Annotated in this window: 1 pseudogene; it reads right to left on the bottom strand. The window is 73.4% G+C overall.

The features are described from left to right. Positions 1–859 (bottom strand): annotated as a pseudogene (locus FF041_RS38350) (hypothetical protein); the annotation flags it as partial. Positions 860–1577: the final 718 nt, after the last annotated feature.

Below are 1577 nucleotides of genomic sequence, written 5' to 3'. Positions count from 1 at the left end.
TGGTGTCGGCTTCGGGTTCGGGTTCCGCCGGTGCGGGCTCGGGCTCGGGGGCTTCCGCTGCCGGTTCCGCTTCCGCTTCCGCTTCCGCAGGCGCGGGCTCGGGGGTCGTGTCGGGGGCCGTCGTCGGGGCGGGGGTCTCCTCGGCGGGTGCGGGCGGCTCGGACTCCGCGGGCACGGCCGGGTCGGCGGTCACCGGGGCTTCGGCGGCCTCGGCTTCGGCGGTGACCTCGGCGGGGGCGTCGTTCTCGGCCTCGGGCTCGGGGGCGGCCTCGGGCTCGGGCACGGGCACGGGCTCGGGCACGGGCTCGGGCTCAGGCTTGGCTTCGGCGACGGGCTCGGGCCCGGAGGCGTCGGCTTCCGGCTCCGCAGGCGCGGGCTCGGGGACCGTGACGGGGGCCGTCGTCGGGGCGGGGGTCTCCTCGACGGGTGCCGGCGACTCGGACTCCACGGTCACGGCCGGGGTCTCGGCCTCGGGCTCCGCCGGTTCGGCGGAAGCGGTGACCTCGGGTGCGGGGGCCGGTGCGTCCTCTTCAACGGCCTCCGGCTCGGGGGCGCGCTCCGATTCCGGTTCCGGTTCCGGGTCCGGGTCCGGTGTGATCGAAGCGGCGGTGTCGGTGACGCTCGCGGCCTGGTCCTCGGCGGGAGCGGCCGGGGCTTCGGTCTCCGGTTCCACCGGGGCCTGTGCCGCCGCCGTGCGCTGCTCCTCAGGCTCAGGCTCAGTCTCAGGTTCCGGCTGGGGTTCCGGTTCCGGTTCCGGCTCCGTGCGGGCCTGGGGCGGTACCGATGCCGTCAGCGGGCGTGCCTGCGGATGGTCGAACGCCGCCGACACCAGATCCGCCGCGCGGGCCTCCGGCGTCACGGACTCAGCGGACGCCGACGCGGGCTCCGGGAGCGCCTCTGCGACCGTCTCCGAAACAGGTTCCGAATGTGTCTCCGATACCGTCTCCGAAACGGGTTCCGAAACGGGTTCCGAAACGGGTTCCGAAACGGACTTCGACGCGGGCGCCGGCGCGGGCTCCGGTGACGGCTCCTCCGCCGGAGCCGGAACGGTCGTAACGGCAGGAGCGGCCGTAACGGCCGGGGTGGTCTGCGCAGCCGGGGTGGCTGATTCCGTACGTTCGGACTGGGGCGGTACGGAGGGCGCAGCCGCCGACTCGTTGGGCTGCGAGCGATCGCGACCGAACACCTTGCGCAGCAAGCTCCGAATGCCCATGTGCGAGGCCTTTCGCATGAGTTGGGTGGAGTAATCTCCGCAACTGCACCAGGTTGTCCGTATTCTGTCCTGGCCAGGGCGGACACGTAAGGTTAGCCGCCGCCCACCGCGAACCCCCGCAGGGGCGGCCCGCCCACGGCACGTCCCCCGCGTACGCACGGATCGTCCACCGCCGTGGCCGGTCATCCCCATCTCATGGCGCGCATTCATCCGGCGTTCACCCGGCGTCCCCCACTTCGCACAGCTGCCCCCCTAACGTCTCGCCCGGAGAGATTCCGACAGACTGTCGGCGCGGTGTTGCGCCGGAGGAGGACCACAGTGCGCAGACTGCTGCCGCTCTTGAGCACCCAGCCGCATGCGGGCG

It is taken from the genome of Streptomyces jumonjinensis (assembly GCF_009600885.1).
Lineage (GTDB): Bacteria > Actinomycetota > Actinomycetes > Streptomycetales > Streptomycetaceae > Streptomyces > Streptomyces jumonjinensis.
The sequence above is the reverse complement of the archived record's forward strand: the minus strand, read 5'-3'. Positions and strand labels throughout refer to the sequence as shown.